This window comes from Brachybacterium sp. SYSU DS0246 (genome assembly GCF_059391765.1).
Map to the genome: position 1 here is coordinate 32,757 of NZ_JBZXYT010000028.1, position 15,853 is coordinate 48,609.

Sequence of the window (15,853 nt, forward strand, 5' to 3'; positions counted from 1 at the left end):
GTGCCCTCGAGAGTGGGGCGGGTGGTCGGACCTGGCGGCACCACGAACCCGGGCTGCGGGCGGCCGGGGCTGGTCGAGGTGGAGGGGCTGGTCGGGCTGGAGGGGCTGGTCGGGCTGGAGGGCGTCATCGGCGGCTTCCCTTCGTCACGGACGGATCGAAGGCATCCCGCAGGGCGTCTCCGAAGATGTTGAAGGCGAGGCAGATCAGGACGATCGCCAGGCCGGGAAAGATCGCCGCGGACGACGACCGGTAGATGTACTGCTGGGCGTCGGAGAGCATGATCCCGAGGCTGGGCGAGGGCGGCTGGATGCCCAGGCCGAGGAACGAGAGGGTCGCCTCCCCGATCACGGCCACCGGCATGATCACCGTGGCCTGGACGATGATGGCGCTGACCGCGCCCGGCAGGATGTGCAGTCCCAGGATGCGGGGCGCCGAGGCGTCCGTCGCGATCGCCGCCTTGACGAACTCCGTCTCGCGCAGTCGCAGGGTCTCGCCGCGCACCACCCGGACCATGGTGGGGATGTTCGCGATGCCCAGTGCGAGGGCGGCATTGGTCAGGCTCGCCCCGGCGATCGCCGTCAGCCCGACGGCGAGCACGAGGAACGGGAAGGCGAGGGCCACATCGGTCAGGCGGGAGACGACGAGGTCCGCCGGCCGCCAGTAGCCGGCGAGCAGTCCCAGCGGGGTGCCGATGCCCACGGCCAGCACGATCGTCAGGAGGCCGACGATCATCGAGGCCCGCACCCCGTGCAGCAGGCGGGAGAGGATGTCGCGGCCCAGGTCGTCGGTCCCCAGCGGGTAGCCGACGGTGCGGGGCACCTGGAACGGGTGGGCGAAGTTGGTCTCGGCGAAGCCGTGCGGAGCGAGCAGGGGCCCGAGGACGGCCGCGCCCACCACGAGCGCCACCAGCACGGAGCCGATGACGCCCTGGGGCGTGGAGACCAGTGCGCCCAGGACGCTCTGGCGCCGGGGCGTGCCCGCGACCGGCGCGTCCGTCGGGCCCTTCGCGCCGGGGCCCGGCGTGGCCGTCCCGGCGGTGGGGCCCGAGCTCGAGCCGGTGCCCCGGGCGGGGGTCGAGGGGGTTCTCAGCGCGTCGGTCACGAGGTGGCACCGCCTGTCCGGATCTGTGGATTGATGACGGAGTAGAGGACGTCGACGAGAATGTTGATCAGGACGTAGCCGGCGGTGATGACCAGCACCACGGCCTGGATCACGGGATAGTCGCGGGCGAAGACGGCATCGAGCGTGAGCCGTCCCAGGCCCGGCAGCGCGAAGATGCGCTCGGTGACCACCGCCCCGGAGATGAGCGCTCCCAGCTGCAGGCCGACGATGGTGACCAGCACGATCAGTGAGTTGCGCAGTCCGTAGCGCAGCAGGATGCGCCCGCGCCCGATGCCGGTGGCGCGGGCGGTGCGCACGTAGTCGGTGCTCATGGTCTCGATCATCGAGGCTCGGGTCTGCCGGGTGATGACCGGGGCGAGGCTGGTCCCCAGGATCACCGAGGGCAGGAACAGGTGGTGGATGCCGCGTATCGGGTCCTCCAGCACATCGACGTATCCCGAGGCGGGGAACCAGCCCAGTCCGACGGCGAGCAGCAGGATCGCCAGCAGCCCCAGCCAGAAGTTGGGCACGGACAGCCCGATGAGGGCGAAGAGATTGGCGCCCACCTCTTCGGGACGCCCACGGCGTCGCTCGGCGAGCATGCCGAGCGTGATCCCGACGATCACGGCCACCAGGATGGCGAACCCGGAGAGCCACATGGTCACCGGCAGCGTGGTCGCGATCATCTGGGTGACGGGCTGGCCGGTGCGGGTGGAGGCGCCCAGGTCGCCGGTGACGATGCTCTGCAGGAACGCCAGGAACTGCACCGGCAGCGGTTCGTCCAGGCCCAGTTCGGTGCGCACCGCGGCGACCTGCTCCGGGGTGGCCTCCTCCCCTGCCATCGCCAGGGCCGGGTCGCCGGGCAGGGCACGCACGCCCAGGAAGATGACGAGGGCGGCGATCAGCAGCGTGGTCAGCGCCTCCGCCATTCGCACGAGCAGGAAACGGATCATGAGCGATCACCATCCAGGAAGGCGGCGTGGGAGAGGTGGACGACCCCGTCTGCGTACACGGCCACGCCGGCGACGTCATCGCGGTGAGCGGTCAGGCTGCGCACGCGATAGAGGTAGATGAAGGCATTGACCTCCTGCATGCGGGCGACCGCCTCGCCGTAGACCTCGGCGCGCTCGCCGATGTCTGTGACCTGGGTGGCGTCCTCCAGCAGCTGGTCGACCTCGGGGTCGGAGACTCCCGGGTAGTTGTTGCCGCCGCCGGTGGTCCAGAAGGAGTAGGCGTTGCCGTGGGGATCGACACGGCCGGACCATCCCAGCAGCACGACCTCGAAATCCCCGCGGCTCTGTGCGTCCAGCACCGCCGTGTACTCCATCGGCGCGACCTGGATGGCGAACCCGGCCTCCTTCGCCTGGGCCTGCAGGGCCTGGGCGTAGCGCAATCCGTCCTGGGTGTTCGAGACCGTCACCCGGACCGGGTACGGGATCTCCACTCCGGCCTCCTCGAGGAGCGCCTTCGCGGCGTCCGGGTCGTAGGCCGGCAGGTGGCGGCTCTCGGGCGAGGCATACGGTGAGGAGGGCGAGATCGGGGAGCCCGCCGCCGTGTACCAGCCGTTGAAGACGGTGTTGACCAGGGCGTTCCGGTCCACGGCGTGGGACAGGGCCTGTCGCACGCGCTCGTCGGTGGCCAAAGGGGTGCTCGGGGGCTCGTGCCCCTCGGGGGCGTGGCCGACGTTGACGGTCAGCCCCTGGTAGCCCAGTGACTCCACCTGCAGGGTGCCCACGCCGTCCACGGCCTGGAGCGCTTCGAAGTCCTGCGGGGAGATGCTGTCGGCGACGTGAACATCACCGGACTGGATGTTGGCGGCGCGGATGTTCGCATCGGTCATGATCCGGTAGGTGATGCGGTCGAGATGGACGTTGTCCGCGTCGTAGTACAAAGGATCCGCCTCAACCTCGATGGCAGTCTGCGGCACGCGACGGACGAACTTGAACGCGCCGACGCCGACGGGGTGGTTCCCGAAGTCCTCCCCGAGCTCGTCGAGCGCCTGCGGCGACATGATCATGCCGGCGCGATCGGCGAGGGCCGCGGTGAACGGGGCGAAGGGGCTCTCGAACCTCACGCGCACGCGCAGCGGCTCTATGGCCTCCACGGCGGTGATCGGTCCCAGTTCGGAGGCACGGGTCGAGCCCTCGAGGGTGAGGTGGCGTTCGAGAGTGAGGCGTACGGCCTCCGCGTCGAACTCGGCGCCGTCGGCGAACAGGACGCCGTCCTTGAGGGGGATCTCGACGGTGAGGCCGTCCTCGGAGATCGTGGGCAGCTCGGTGGCGAGCATGGGCACGATCTCGCCGTCGGCCGAGATGTCGTAGAGCTTCTCGCACATCGTCTGCATGACGAAGCGCGTATACAAAGAGCTCGAGGTGGTGGGGTCCAGCCGGTCCGGCTCGGAGGACAGCGCCATGACCAGGTGCCCGCCCTCGCGGAGCGGCCTGCCGTCAGCGCTGACCTGCTTGCGCTCGGGGCGTTCGGGCGGGTCTCCCAGTGGCTGGAGCGGCACGCACCCCGTCACCAGCGCAGCAGCGCCTGCTGCTCCGAGACCCAGTGCTGAGCGTCGTCTCACGTGGCCACCTCCGTCCTGCTGCGGGATGACGAAGAGTTCGGGGGGTCAGGACCTCTCCGACGACACGTCGATCCGAACTCCTCGGATCCGAACTCCTCGCGTCGTCACGCCACTTTTGTATACATTCCGGCGCCAGACGAGAGAGGGGCGCATGGTGGACACAAGATCACGGACCGATAACGGCGACGCCGTGCGATCGGACTCCGAGCAGCGGGAGCCGGCGCGAGCGAGCCCCTCAGAGCCCGAGGACGGCCGTGGCGATCGTGAAGTAGATGATCAGGCCGGTGGCGTCGCAGAACGTGGAGATGAAGGGGTTGGAGAACACGGCGGGATCCGCCCCGACCCGCTTCGCCACCAGCGGCATCAGGCCGCCGACCATCGCCGCCATCATGCACACCGACAGCAGGGTCGCCCCCATCACGAGGCCGATGGGCCAGCCGTAGACCAGCCCCGCGATCACGAGCCCGAGGCTGCCGAGGACGGCGCCGAGGGTGGCCCCGACCCGCAGCTCGCGCCACACCACCCGCGGGAGATCGCGCACTCGCACCTCCCCTGTCGCCAGCGCCCGGGTCACGGTGGTCGCGGCCTGGTTGCCGGTATTGCCGCCGGTGCCTGTCAGCAGCGGGATGAACAGGGCGAGCACGACGACCCGGTGGAGCCGGTCCTCGAAGATCTCGAGCACCTGGACGGTGAGGATCGCCGAGACCGCCAGGATCAGCAGCCACACGATGCGGCTGCGCACGATCCGCAGGATCGGTGTGGAGAGATAGGCCCGGGGCAGCGGCTCGGACCCACCGGTGCGCGCGGAGTCCTCGGCATTCTCCTGCTCGATGATGTCGACGGCATCATCGATGGTCACGATCCCCACCAGCCGGCCCTCGCGGTCGAGGACGGGCATCGCCAGCAGCTTCGCGTCGAGGAATCGCCGCGCCGCCTCCTCGCGGCCGTCGGTGGCCAGGGCGTGGACGGCCTCGTGGGCGAGGTCGCCCACGAGCTCGTCCTCGTCCGAGACCAGCAACCGGCGCAGGCCCACGACGCCGAGCAGGCGTCGCGTGCCGTCCACGACCGGCAGCATGTAGATTGTCTCGGGCTCGTCCGCGTGGGAGCGCACGTGCTCCAGCGCCTCGCGCACGGTCGCCGATGGCCGCAGGGTGAGCATCTCCGGCGACATGTACCGGCCGATGGAGTCCCGCGGATACCCCAGCACCACCGTGGTCATGGCGCGCTGACCGGCGTCCAGACCCCGCATCAGGCGCTCGGCGACCGAGGCCGGCAGCTCGTCGAACAGGGAGGCCCTGTCATCGGGGTCCAGGTCGTCGATGATCTCGGCGACCTGGGGAGTGCGCAGCCCGGAGATCAGCCCCGCCTGGTGGTCCGCGGGCAGCGCCTCGAAGACGGCCAGTGCGGTGCCCTTGTCGAGCACGCGGAACAGCAGCGCGGCCTCCGTGGCGGGCCGGGACTCGACAAGATAGACGAGCTCCGCGGTGGGCAGGAGGCCGGCCTCGAGGGCCAGCTGTTCGAGCTGGCCCTCGCCCAGCGGCTCGGCGCGCAGCAGGGTGAGGACGGAGTCGACGGTCGTCTGGGTCTCGCTCACCGTGCCATTGTCGCCGAGGCCGCCGCTCACCAGTCGTGCACGGAACCGTCCCGCAGCCGATTGACGGGCAGATAGGCCGGCACGTACTCGTGGGCCGCCGCGGCCTGCTCGTCGAGCTCGACGCCGAGCCCCGGGGTCTCCCCCGGGTGCAGCATGCCGCCGTCGACGCTGTAGCTGGTACGGAACACCTCGAGCGCGGTGGCCGAGTGCGGCATGTACTCCTGGATGCCGAAGTTGTGGATCGCCAGGCCCAGGTGGAGGTTCGCGGCCATGCCCACGGGCGAGACGTCCGTCGGCCCGTGGAAGCCCGAGCGGATCCCGTAGATGCCGGCGAAGGTCATGATCTGGCGCAGACCGGTGATGCCGCCGGCGTGGGTGGTCGAGGAGCGCACGTAGTCGATGAGGCGCTCGGTGATCAGCGTCTGGTAGTCGTGGACCGAGTTGAACACCTCGCCGATCGCCAGCGGGGTCACGGAGTGCTGGCGCACCAGGCGCAGCGCGGCCTGGTCCTCGCCGGGCGTGCAGTCCTCGAGCCAGAACGGGTCGTAGGGCTCGATCGCCTTGGCGAGCTTGGCCGCCTCGATGGGCGACATGCGGTGGTGCCCGTCGTGCAGGAGCCGCAGCTCGCCGCCGAACTGCTCGCGCACCGCGGCGAAGACCGAGGGCAGGTGGCGCAGGTAGGCGGCGGTGTCCCAGGTCTCCTCCGTCGGCCGCAGCGCCGCGGGCTCGGAGCCATCGGTGGTGGGCCGGCCGGCGGGCTCGTACTCGTAGGCAGCCCCCGGGGCCGCGTCGTGAACGCCGTAGATCTGGCCCAGGCCCGGCACCCCGCTCTGGATGCGCACAGCCTGGAAGCCCTGGTCGACGTATCCGGCAACGGCGTCGTTCAGCCGTTCGATGGTGCTGCCGGAGGCGTGGACGTAGGCCATCAGCCCGGTGCGGGAGGCGCCGCCGAGCAGCTTGTACAGGGGCTCGCCGGCCTTCTTCGCGGCGATGTCCCACAGGGCCATGTCCACCGCGGCGACCGCGGCCATGGTGACGGGCCCGCGCCGCCAGTACGGGCTGCGGTAGAGGTACTGCCAGGTCTGCTCGATCGCGGACTCGTCGCGGCCGACGAGGGTGGGGGAGACGTGGTCGCGCAGGTAGGAGGCGACCGCGAGCTCGCGTCCGTTCAGGGTGCCGTCACCCCAGCCGATGATCCCGTCGCTGGTGGTGATCTTGAGGGTCACGAAGTTGCGACCGGGGCTGGTGACGATGACGTCGAGGCGCTGGATGCTCATGACTGCCCCTCCTGAGGCGCTGCTGCGGTCCACGCCCCGAGCGCACACGGCGTCGTCGGCGCGGGGGAACGGCATGTTCTGTATCGTGGAACAGGTATTCCGTAATGCATGTCAGCCTAGGGCGAGGAGTACCCCGCAGCAACGCGGTCCCAGACGGACAGGAGACGATCGACGCCATGACCACCACCCCGGACGGCGGCTCCTCCCCCGTGGGCAGCGTCGACAAGGCGCTCGCCCTGCTCGAGATCCTCGCCGACGCGGGGCCCGACGGGATGACGCTGCGCGACATCGCCGGGCGCAGCGGGTTGAACAAGGCCTCGGTGCACCGGTTGCTGCGCGCCCTGATCCACCGCGACTTCGCCGAGCAGGTGCCGCCGGACCAGCGATATCGCCTGGGCAGCGCACCCCTGGTCATGGCAGGGCGCTTCGAGGGCGGTGACCACCTGCCGGTCCTGTTCGCGCCCTCCCTCGCCTCGATCTCCCAGCGCACGCAGGAGCTCGTCCATCTCGGCCGGATGGACGGCGCACACGTCCTCTACCTCGACAAGGTCGAGCCCGAGCGCACCCTGCGGGTGTGGTCCCGCGTCGGCAAGCGGGCTCCCGCCGGGCGCACCGCCATGGGCCGGGCGATGCTCGCGGCCGACGGGATCCGCGGGTCCGCTCTGGACGCATACGCACAGGCCACCGCCGCCCGTGCGGCCGAGCCCGGAGCCGAGGTCACTCCTCGGCGTCTTGCCGGCGTCGTCGAGGAGGCCGCGCGCCGTGGCTGGGCGAGCGAGGTCGAGGAGAACGAGACGGGTATCGCGTGCGTAGGGGTCGCCATGGTCCGGCCCGGTGGGAAGTCGGCGGCGGTCAACGTCACCAGTCCGATCGAACGGATGGGAGAGCAGCGCCGCGCAGAGATCGGCGCGCTGCTGCGCGAGGAGCTCGCTCGCCTGGCTCCGGCCGGGTTCTCTCTCGCCGACACCGACCGATCGGGTGCCCCTGCCGGGGGCCGCACCGGCACCGGGGACGAGGGCTGATCCCGTAGTCTTCGCGGCGTCGCCGAGCGTGACATCAGCGAACGTCGTCTCCACCGCCACCGCGGGGAAAGAAGAAGAGCCGGATGACCGCCCTCTCCATGCTGGCCGGGATCGCCCTCGTCCTCGTCGGCCTCTTCGACATGTTCCACACGCTGCTGCACCCGCGCGGGAAGGGACGGCTGAGTCACGCCGTCATCGTGGCGTTCTGGAAAGGGTCCGCCGCGCTGGGTCACCGGTTCGGTTCCGCCGTGGGGCCCGGCGGCATGGTGGCCGTCATCATCCTGTGGGTGCTGCTGCAGGGCGTGGGATGGGCGCTGATCTACGCGCCCCACCTGCCTGAGGCATTCTCGTACTCCGGCGTCGATCCCGCCCAGCAGGGCCCCCTCACCGAACCGCTGTACGTCGCCTTCATGACTCTGTCGACCCTCGGCTACGGCGACGTCGTCCCCAACGCCGACTGGGTGCGCGTCATCGCGCCACTGGAAGCCCTCACGGGATTCGCCCTGCTGACGGCCGCGATGACCTGGTTCATGCAGGTCCATCCCGCCCTCGCGCGCCGACGGACCCTGGCCCTGCGCCTCGCCGCTCTGGCCGACGCCGAGTACGCCGCGGAGCTCTCACAGCTCGAGCCCAGCTCGGCGGCGCGGACCCTGGAGACCCTGACCGCCGATCTCGCCGGCGTCTGCGTGGATCTCTCCCAGCACTCGGAGAGCTACTTCTTCCAGGAAGAGGATCCGGAACAGTCCCTGGCCCGCCAGTTGCCCCACGCGCTCGAGCTGCGCGATGCCGGCCGGGAGGCGCCGTCGGCCGACGTGCGGGCCACAGCCCGGGCGCTGTCCGAGGTGATCTCCCACCTGGCACAGAAGATCGAGGGGTTCGTCAAGGTGGAGGGAGAGCCGGAGGAGGTCTTCCGCGCCTACGCCGACGACCACGCCCGCAGGCAGCGGGAGTGATGACGGCGAGAGGGTGCCCGGCCACGCAGCATGGAACGTCCTGATGACGAAGTGCCCAGCTCCGGGCCGCATACTATGCCGCGCCGGTACGGGCAGGCCCCCACCGGGTGGGGCGAAGGAGAGGTGCTCATGAGTTCTGTGCAGCGGCCGCGCGGGCGGCATCGCGCGATGTCACCGCGGCGGAAGGTGCGCCTGCGCCGCACTCTCCTGGTCACCGGTGCGCTCCTGGCGGTCGCCGTCCTGGCCGGCGTGATGATCCCGGCGATGCGCCTGCAGGGCAGCCTCGAGACGGCTCCGCTGCGGGCCGGGACCGACGAGGCCGATCCCCTCCCGACCGACGGGATGAACATCCTGGTCCTCGGATCAGACAGTCGCGATCTGACCAGTGGGAACTTCGAGCAGGGTGACGGCAGCAAGCGCTCCGACTCGCTGATGGTGGTCCACCTGGCCGAGGACGACGATCGGATCGACGTGGTCCAGATACCGCGTGACACCGTGCTCGAGCTGCCGGCCTGTGCTGACGCCGGGCGCGGCGAGGCGCCGAGCAGGCGCGGCATGATCAACTCTGCGCTGAACTACGGCCCGGCGTGCTCGGTGCGCGCCGCCGAGGAGCTCACCGGGGTCGGCATCGACCACTTCGTCGAGGTCGACTTCGATGGGTTCGCGGACATCATCGACGCCCTCGGCGGCATCCCGGTCCACCTCGAGGAGCCGTTGCAGGATCCCTTCGCCGATCTGGATCTCCCGCAGGGTGATCAGGTCCTGGACGGCTACCAGGCACTGGCCTGGGCTCGCACCCGGCACGCCGTGGGCGATGGCAGCGACATCGCGCGCTTGGATCACCAGAAGGAGGTCATCGACGCGATCGCGAACACGGTGCGTCACGACGGGGTGCTGAACCGTCCGGACCGGTTGTACTCCTTCCTGGACGCCGTGATCGCCTCCCTCACCGTCGACGACGATCTCGGGTCGGTCAGAGCGCTGGCCACCCTCGCCACACGCGTCTCGCACGTGGACCAGGACGACATCACCATCGTCACGATGCCGTGGGAGCCGGCTCCGGGAGACCCGAACCGTGTCGTCCCCTCGGCTGATGCCGAGGACGTCTTCACCTCACTGACCGAGGACGTTCCGCTGCCGGAGCAGGCGTGAGCAACGGGCATCAGCGCCCCACGACACGCATTCCGCTCACCGGATCCGGGGACGCGGCACTCGCGAGGAGAGCAGCGCCGCCACGATCCCCAGCACGATCGCGGCCACGCACGACATGGCGATCTGGTCCGACGGAATATGGAACCAGACGCCCGGTCGGCCCATGAGCGTCAATGCCCTCACGAGGATGTCCACGACGAGCTCGCCCCCGGCGAGCACGGCGCTGACCACCGCCCCGAGGGCAGCACCCACGGCGACGGCGCCGGATCGCCGGCCGAACACCACGAGAACGAGCACCACCACCGTCGTGGCGAGCGTCCATACGGCGACGTGGAAGGCGTCGTCGGCGACGCTGCTCAGGGTGGTTCGGATGGGCGCCGCCTCGAGCTGTTCCGGCGTATACATCCGGGAGAAGACGGGATAGAAGATCTGCTCCCCCGTCGTGCGGAAGTCGTACGGTGCGCCCAGTCCGAGCAGCAGGCCGGCCGACGGGGCCAGCACCCTACCGGCAGCCTCTCTTCCCTGCCACGACCGGACGACCACCACCACGGCACAGAGCGCCCCGGCAAGGATCACCGCGTGCAGTCCCGGGCGCAGCACGTCGAAGGGGGAGAGCCCCTGGCCGGAGGTTCCCCACAGTGAGGGGGCCCACCACAGTGACCTGTCCAGCACGATCGTGCCGAGTCCCAGGAGGACGCCGAACCCGGCGAAGACGGCGACTCGGCGTCGGCTGCTCGCCGGGATGACGAGGAGCAGGGCACCCAGCGGGAGCGCGATCAGCAGCAGGTGGGCGATGTCGTGCTGGATGCCGTACTCCAGCGAGCGCAGCGCGGACGGCAGACGGTTCACCGGTGCACCAGCCTCAGCGAGGAGTCCCCCTCGAGGTCCGCGCCCCTCACCCCTCCACCGTCGCGTCGGCCTCGCGCGAGTGACGCGCCTCGAGCACGCCGCCGGCGATGCTGCCGATGGCGAAGGCGATGACCAGGACGATCAGCAGGGTCGACAGTGAGGTGCCGGGCGCTCCGCCGACGATCATCGAGGCGAGGGTCAGCACGCCCGCCACGGCGGCGGCGCAGGCGGTGCCGATCTGGAGCGCCCGAACCCGCCCGCCGAGTGCCACCAGAGCAGATGCGAGGGCCACCACGGCCATGGCGTCGATGACGACTGCGGCGAGCGCGATGACCTCGGAGGAGGAGATCCCGAAGAAGGCGGGAAGGATCCGGCTGGGATCGCTGAGCCCGATCAGCACGCAGGCGGCGATGCCCAGGCCCGCCCCGAGCGCCGAGCCGTCGCGCCGCAGCACGACCAGCACCGCCGCAGCCAGCGCGCACAGCACTCCCAGGACGATCCCCACGCCGGTGAGAGATCCGATCAGTCCCCCGCTGCCCACGAAGCTCGCCGCCCCCGCGATGATCACTCCCACCAGCAGGCTGGCTCCCAGGCCGAGCCCGGCACCGCTCCACATCCGGCGCGGCGCCGCGACGACACCCGCGGCGAGGAGGAAGGCGATCGGCACGGCCAGGGCCACGGCCGTCAGGGCCGAGGCGAGGAGCTCGAGGGGATCGAGATCGAAGATCATGCTTCATGGTCTCCCGAGCCGGCGCTCGCGGGGGCCGGGTTCTCAGAACCGTGACCTCGCGCCGGCGCTGAGCGCCCGCGCTGAGCGCCGGCGTCCACGGCGCGCACCGGCACCGCCGATGAACACCGTCAGCCGCGTCGTGGCGCCACGGTTCCCCGCGGGAGCAGCCGCGGCACATCCTGCGTGAGGTGGACGGGTCGGGCCGGATCCGCCAGAAGCGAGGTCGCAGCCCGCCCGAGATCCACCCCCAGCTGATGCGGCTGGCGGTCGATCACCGCGAGCGGCGGGTCATGGGTCTGGCACGCCGCAGAATCGTCCCAGGCCACGATGGAGACGTCCTGCGGGACGGCGACGCCCATCGCGACCGCCCGGTCGCAGCCGGCGATGGCCATGGCGTCGTTGTCGTGGACGATCACCGTCGGCCGGAGGGATCCGGACAGCAGGGTCCGGACGCACTCGGCGCCGCTGGCCGCGCCGTAGTCACCGTCTGCCGCGAGCATCGCCATGCCGTGCTCGCGCACGAAGGCCTGGTAGGCCTCGCGCCTCCACGCGCTGTGCAGCAGGTTCGACGGCCCGCCCACGTGGGCGATCGCCTCGTGGCCGAGTTCGCGCAGGTCCTGGAGCAGCCGCCGCATGGTCCCGCCGTTGTCCATGGTCACGCTCGAGGAGATCCGGCGCTGGCGTTCGTCGCCGATCACGATGAACGGCAGGCCGAGCTCCCGGGCGGCCGACGGTCGCGGATCGTCCACGTGGAGGTCCTTGAGGATCACCACGTCGGCCAGGGGCCGCTCGGCCCATCGCCGCAGCGCCTCGATCTCCTCGTCGACGCTGCGGCACACGCGGCTGAGGACGGTGTGTCCGAGAGGGACCACCGTGTCCTCCAACCCCTGCAGCACCTGGGTGTAGAACTGCTCGGACCTCGCCGACCACACGGATTCGGGGATCGCGATGCCGATGGTGCCCATGCTCCCCCTTCGCGCGCCGGCGCTCAGACGGCGCGCGAACGCGCCCGCGCCACCAGGTCGTTGGCGGTCAGCAGCACGTCCTCGGCCAGGAACGCCTGCGGGTCGGCGGTCGAGTTCGTGCGCACGCACACGACGGCGCTCTCTCCCGGCAGCAGGGTGGCCAGCTGGCGGTCGACGTCGGCGGCCGGATCGACCTTGTCGGCCAGGACGCACAGGTCCCGGACTGTCCCGGTCGCCCTGACGGTGATCACCACGCCGTCCTCCGTCGTCGCCGCCGAGGCGGTGAACGCGCCGTCGGCCAGCGCGGAGTCACGGTCCTCCGCGAAGAAATGCACCGTGCGCACCGGGGCGGAGGGGGCCGCCCCCGCAGCCGTCGCCGACCCGTCGGGCTCCTCGCTCGAGCTGTCGAACTCCACGACGAGCACCTCGCGGGCGGCGTCCCCGGGGCTCGCCAGCTGCGCCGGAACGGGCAGGGTGGCCGCTGAACGGGCCTCGACCCGCACGTCGAGGCTGTCCTCGGCGAGCACGGTGCCCTCGTGGTCCTGGCGTCGCAGCCGGAGCCGCCCGGTGAGGGCCTGGTCGGTGTCGTTGCCGAGGCTGACGGCAGGCCCTTCCTCCCGGGGCTGGACGGTCAGCAGCACCGGCGCGTAAAGATCGCGCAGGGCGTACCACAGCAGCTTGCGGCGACCGTCGCCGTCGACCGCGGCCCAGGAGGTCACCGGCCAGCAGTCGTTCAGCTGCCACACGATGGTGCCGCCGCAGATCGGCCAATAGGATCGGTAGTGGCCGATGCCGCAGGTCAGCGCGCGGGCCTGGTTCAGCTGGGTGGCGAAGTGGAAGTCGTCGAACCCCTCGACCGGAGGCAGGTGCGGCGCCATGCCGCGGCGCAGCTTGTCCTGGCCGCCCACGGCCTTCTGGTGGGAGAGCATCGTCTCCGAGTCCGGGTCCAGGGGGCGTTCGGTGATGGCGCGGGCGATGGTCGCGTAGTTCGCCGGGCCCTGATAGCCGAACTCGGCGGAGAACCGCGGGATGGTGTCGCGGTAGCGCTCGTAGTCGTTGTCCTGCTCGGAGGCCCAGGCCACCCAGTTGTGCACGGTCCCGTGATCGGGGTTGCGGGGATCCTCGGGCAGCGGCCGCGAGTAGGGGCTGGTGGGGGTGTAGCTGCGGGTGGGGTCGAGCTCGGCGAGCAGGGCGGGGAACAGCTCGGTGTAGTAGCCGAGACCCCAGGCGGTGCCTTCGGGCAGGGTCTCCTTCCAGCCCCAGTGGTAGTAGCCCTCCACGTTCTCGTTGCTGCCGTTCCAGTGGATCAGCGAGGGATGCCAGGCCAGGCGGACGATGTTCTCTCGGGCCTCGGCCTCGAACTCGCTGCGCAGCGGCTCGGCCTCGGAGTAGGCGGCGCAGGCGGTGGCGAAGTCCTGCCACACCAGGATGCCCAGCTCGTCGCACAGGTCGTAGAGCACGTCGGATTCGTAGAGCCCGCCGCCCCAGATGCGCAGCATGTTCATCCCGGCCTCGACGGCGTCGTCCACGCGGGCGCGGTAGTCCGCCGCCCTCAGGCGGGTGGGGAAGCAGTCCTCGGGGATCCAGTTGGCGCCCTTGGCGAGGATCGGGCGGCCGTTGACCACGACGGTGAAGGAGGTGCCGATCTCGTCGGGCTCCTCGACCACCCCGGCGGTGCGGAAGGCGATGCGGTGCTCGCGGTTCTCGAGAACCGCTCCGTCGGCGTCACGCAGCTCGAGCTGGACCGTGTACAGGGGCTGGTCGCCGTAGCCGCGGGGCCACCACAGCTGCGGCTCAGCGACGCGGAGCGCGAGATCGACGTCGTCGGCCGAGTCGCGGATGATCGCCTGGTCGACTTCTGTTCCGGCCGGGTCCAGCAGCTGCGCGCGCAGCTCGAACTCGGAGTCATCGAGCAGGTCGGCGCGCTCGACCGCTGCGGCCAGGGAGACCGCTCCTGAGCTTCCCTCGACGGTGACGCGCGGGCGCACCTCGGCCAGGCGCGCGGTGGACCACTCCTCCAGCGCGATCGGGCCGGCGATGCCGCTGGTGACCAGCACCGGACCCCAGTCCCACCCGAAGTTGCAGGCCATCTTGCGGATCGCGTTGTAGGGCAGGTCGTTGCCCACCACGGGGAGCTCGCCGAGCACGGCGGTGTTCTCGCGGGCGGTGCGCAGCGGCGAGGCGAAGAGGATCTCCAGCTCGTTGGGGCCCGCACGCAGCGCGTCGGTGACGTCGAAGCGCCAGGAGCGGTGCTGGTTCTGCACGGCGGCGATGCGCCGGCCGTTGAGCATGATCGTGGCGGCGGTGTCGAGGCTGGCTGCGACCAGGTCCACCCGGTCCGCTGCGGTGCCGTTCCCGTCGGACCATTCGAACTCGGTGCGGTAGAGGACGTCGCACTCGCCCGTCCACTGCAGCTCCTGCTCGTGGCGGTCGACGTAGGGATCGGGGATGAGGCCGGCATTGTGGAGATCGGTGACGAAGCTGCCCGGCACGATCGCGGGGACATCGACCGCCTCGAACGGGGCGGGCCCGGCGGTGATGGTCATCGTCCAGCCGCCGCGCAGCTCGTGGCGGCGTGCGGCGAGGGCGGCGGCGGTATCGACATCGACGAGATCGTTCATTCAGGCGTCCTCCGACGGGGCGAGGTGGTCCGGCATGGGCACACCGCGGCGCTCCGCCTCGGCGAGGAACCGTGGATTGTTCCCGGGTTCCGGGGCGGCCACCAGCAGCTGCCGGGTGAAGGACGCCTGCGGGCGCAGGATGACGTCGTCGGCCGGCCCGCGTTCGACGACCTCTCCGCGGTACATCACCAGGATCTCATCCGAGAAGTGGCGGGCCGTCGCGAGGTCGTGGGTTATGTAGAGCATCGCGAGGTTCTCCTCGCGCTGCAGGCGCGCGAGCAGGTTCAGCACCCCCAGGCGGATCGAGACGTCCAGCATCGAGACGGGCTCGTCGGCGATCAGCACGCTGGGTTCGGGGGCGAGGGCACGGGCGATCGCCACCCGCTGGCGCTGCCCGCCGGAGAGCTCGTGCGGTTTGCGGTCGATGAAGTCGGCCGACGGAGAGAGGTTGACGCGGTCCAGCAGCTCGCACACGCGCTGGCGCACGTTCGCTCGGGTGGCCTTGCCGTGGAGCAGGAGGGGCCGCTCGATGTGGTGGCCGATGCTGTGGAACGGGTTCAGCGAGGCGAAGGGATCCTGGAAGACCATCTGCACCTCGTCGCGGTACTCGCGCAGGGCGCGACCCCGGCGGCCGATGGGCCGGCCGTTCAGCGTGATCGTCCCCGAGCTGGGGCGCTCCAGCTGCGCGATCAGCTTGGCGATGGTGGACTTGCCGGAACCGGACTGGCCGACGACGGCGACGGTACGGCCGGGAGCGAGTTCGAAGCTGACCTCCTGGACCGCGCGGAGGGCGGAGAAGCGCACGCCCTGACGGATCCGGTAGGTCTTGCTGAGCTGGTCGACGGCGAGAGTCGTCATCGTGTCTCCTCCGATCCGTCGGTGTGCGTGCCCGTTCCCGCCTCGGCAGGATCCGTCCCGGCGGGCTCCTGACCGGCGCGTTCCTGCCCGGGCCCGCCGAAGCCGGCACGGACGAAGTCCCCGGTGCTCCCCGTGAGGGACGGGAAGGAGCCCAGGAG

General features: G+C 70.8%; 13 protein-coding genes. 3 read left to right on the forward strand and 10 right to left on the reverse strand.

The window, feature by feature from the left end; all coding sequences use genetic code 11:
• Window positions 1–124 precede the first annotated feature (124 nt).
• From AC5020_RS13420 to manD, 5 genes are all read right to left on the reverse strand, one after another.
• Window positions 125–1,102 carry an ABC transporter permease gene (locus AC5020_RS13420; protein WP_377018636.1) on the reverse strand — a complete coding sequence of 326 codons (978 nt, stop codon included), beginning with the start codon at window positions 1,100–1,102 and terminating at the stop codon, window positions 125–127.
• On the reverse strand, window positions 1,099–2,055 hold the full coding sequence (locus AC5020_RS13425) for an ABC transporter permease (protein WP_464988652.1): 957 nt from the start codon (window positions 2,053–2,055) through the stop codon (window positions 1,099–1,101). Before AC5020_RS13425 ends, AC5020_RS13420 begins: the two co-directional genes overlap by 4 nt.
• Window positions 2,052–3,674, reverse strand: coding sequence for an ABC transporter substrate-binding protein (locus tag AC5020_RS13430; RefSeq protein ID WP_464988653.1), 1,623 nt, complete (start codon window positions 3,672–3,674; stop codon window positions 2,052–2,054). The genes AC5020_RS13425 and AC5020_RS13430 overlap by 4 nt, the downstream gene beginning before the upstream one ends.
• A gap of 235 nt (window positions 3,675–3,909) precedes the next feature.
• A complete protein-coding gene (gene mgtE / locus AC5020_RS13435; RefSeq protein WP_464988654.1) occupies window positions 3,910–5,268 on the reverse strand; it encodes a magnesium transporter in 1,359 nt (452 codons plus the stop codon).
• Between the two features lie 26 nt (window positions 5,269–5,294).
• Window positions 5,295–6,545: a D-mannonate dehydratase ManD gene (manD, locus tag AC5020_RS13440; RefSeq protein ID WP_464988655.1), complete on the reverse strand. Its 1,251-nt coding sequence runs from the start codon at window positions 6,543–6,545 to the stop codon at window positions 5,295–5,297.
• Between the two features lie 176 nt (window positions 6,546–6,721).
• Between manD and AC5020_RS13445 the strand changes: the two genes are divergently transcribed.
• The 3 genes from AC5020_RS13445 to AC5020_RS13455 all read left to right on the forward strand — a co-directional run bounded on the left by AC5020_RS13445 (window position 6,722) and on the right by AC5020_RS13455 (window position 9,672).
• A complete protein-coding gene (locus AC5020_RS13445; protein WP_464988656.1) occupies window positions 6,722–7,567 on the forward strand; it encodes an IclR family transcriptional regulator in 846 nt (281 codons plus the stop codon).
• A gap of 83 nt (window positions 7,568–7,650) precedes the next feature.
• On the forward strand, window positions 7,651–8,520 hold the full coding sequence (locus AC5020_RS13450) for a potassium channel family protein (protein WP_464988657.1): 870 nt from the start codon (window positions 7,651–7,653) through the stop codon (window positions 8,518–8,520).
• A 129-nt stretch (window positions 8,521–8,649) separates the two neighbouring features.
• Window positions 8,650–9,672: an LCP family protein gene (locus AC5020_RS13455; protein WP_464988658.1), complete on the forward strand. Its 1,023-nt coding sequence runs from the start codon at window positions 8,650–8,652 to the stop codon at window positions 9,670–9,672.
• A 36-nt stretch (window positions 9,673–9,708) separates the two neighbouring features.
• Here AC5020_RS13455 and AC5020_RS13460 read toward each other — a convergent pair whose 3' ends face one another.
• From AC5020_RS13460 to AC5020_RS13480, 5 genes are all read right to left on the reverse strand, one after another.
• Window positions 9,709–10,521, reverse strand: a complete 813-nt coding sequence (locus tag AC5020_RS13460) for a hypothetical protein (RefSeq protein WP_464988659.1) — start codon at window positions 10,519–10,521, stop codon at window positions 9,709–9,711.
• Window positions 10,522–10,567: 46 nt separating this feature from the next.
• On the reverse strand, window positions 10,568–11,251 hold the full coding sequence (locus AC5020_RS13465; protein WP_464988660.1) for a hypothetical protein: 684 nt from the start codon (window positions 11,249–11,251) through the stop codon (window positions 10,568–10,570).
• Window positions 11,252–11,379: 128 nt separating this feature from the next.
• Window positions 11,380–12,216 (reverse strand): LacI family DNA-binding transcriptional regulator, encoded by an 837-nt coding sequence (locus AC5020_RS13470; RefSeq protein ID WP_464988661.1) that lies wholly within the window; start codon window positions 12,214–12,216, stop codon window positions 11,380–11,382.
• A gap of 23 nt (window positions 12,217–12,239) precedes the next feature.
• Complete coding sequence (locus tag AC5020_RS13475; protein WP_464988662.1) at window positions 12,240–14,837, reverse strand: glycoside hydrolase family 2 protein; 2,598 nt, start codon at window positions 14,835–14,837, stop codon at window positions 12,240–12,242.
• Window positions 14,838–15,695 carry an ABC transporter ATP-binding protein gene (locus AC5020_RS13480; RefSeq protein ID WP_377792482.1) on the reverse strand — a complete coding sequence of 286 codons (858 nt, stop codon included), beginning with the start codon at window positions 15,693–15,695 and terminating at the stop codon, window positions 14,838–14,840. It lies immediately after the preceding gene.
• Window positions 15,696–15,853 lie beyond the last annotated feature (158 nt).

What these genes read in the sequence shown, in the direction of transcription:
- AC5020_RS13470 (WP_464988661.1), bottom strand. Translation starts at nt 12,216, where the DNA reads ATGGGCACCATCGGCATCGCGATCCCCGAATCCGTGTGGTCGGCGAGG.
- AC5020_RS13480 (WP_377792482.1), bottom strand. Translation starts at nt 15,695, where the DNA reads ATGACGACTCTCGCCGTCGACCAGCTCAGCAAGACCTACCGGATCCGT.
- manD (WP_464988655.1), bottom strand. Translation starts at nt 6,545, where the DNA reads ATGAGCATCCAGCGCCTCGACGTCATCGTCACCAGCCCCGGTCGCAAC.
- AC5020_RS13425 (WP_464988652.1), bottom strand. Translation starts at nt 2,055, where the DNA reads ATGATCCGTTTCCTGCTCGTGCGAATGGCGGAGGCGCTGACCACGCTG.
- AC5020_RS13475 (WP_464988662.1), bottom strand. Translation starts at nt 14,837, where the DNA reads ATGAACGATCTCGTCGATGTCGATACCGCCGCCGCCCTCGCCGCACGC.
- AC5020_RS13445 (WP_464988656.1), top strand. Translation starts at nt 6,722, where the DNA reads ATGACCACCACCCCGGACGGCGGCTCCTCCCCCGTGGGCAGCGTCGAC.
- AC5020_RS13465 (WP_464988660.1), bottom strand. Translation starts at nt 11,251, where the DNA reads ATGATCTTCGATCTCGATCCCCTCGAGCTCCTCGCCTCGGCCCTGACG.
- AC5020_RS13455 (WP_464988658.1), top strand. Translation starts at nt 8,650, where the DNA reads ATGAGTTCTGTGCAGCGGCCGCGCGGGCGGCATCGCGCGATGTCACCG.
- AC5020_RS13450 (WP_464988657.1), top strand. Translation starts at nt 7,651, where the DNA reads ATGACCGCCCTCTCCATGCTGGCCGGGATCGCCCTCGTCCTCGTCGGC.